Annotated in this window: 1 pseudogene; it reads right to left on the bottom strand. The window is 40.8% G+C overall.

The annotated features are described in order from the left end of the window. A pseudogene (locus AAEY57_RS20645) lies at window positions 1-250 on the bottom strand (tyrosine-protein kinase); the annotation flags it as partial.

The raw sequence follows: 250 nt of genomic DNA, 5'->3' as shown, positions 1-250 counted from the left end.
ACTTCTAAGAACTCTAGCGACTTTTGTGCCTCGGCGCTATTACGTTCAACATTGCGGCGTACATAAATAGCGGCTACTTTATCAAGCACTTTTTCAGCGTAGCTTGGTTTAGTGCTTTGTAAGCTTAAGTTAATTATGCCTGAGTCTTTACCTTTTTCGCTTGCGCCAATTGCAGCTTGCAAATCTAAAATAGTATTTAAGCGATCTTTACGGGTAATTGTAAACTCTGTACCCGCGCGTGCATTTAAAG

The organism is Pseudoalteromonas sp. MER144-MNA-CIBAN-0113 (assembly GCF_040308965.1).
Lineage (GTDB): Bacteria > Pseudomonadota > Gammaproteobacteria > Enterobacterales > Alteromonadaceae > Pseudoalteromonas > Pseudoalteromonas tetraodonis.
This window is presented reverse-complemented; position numbering and strand designations above follow the sequence as displayed.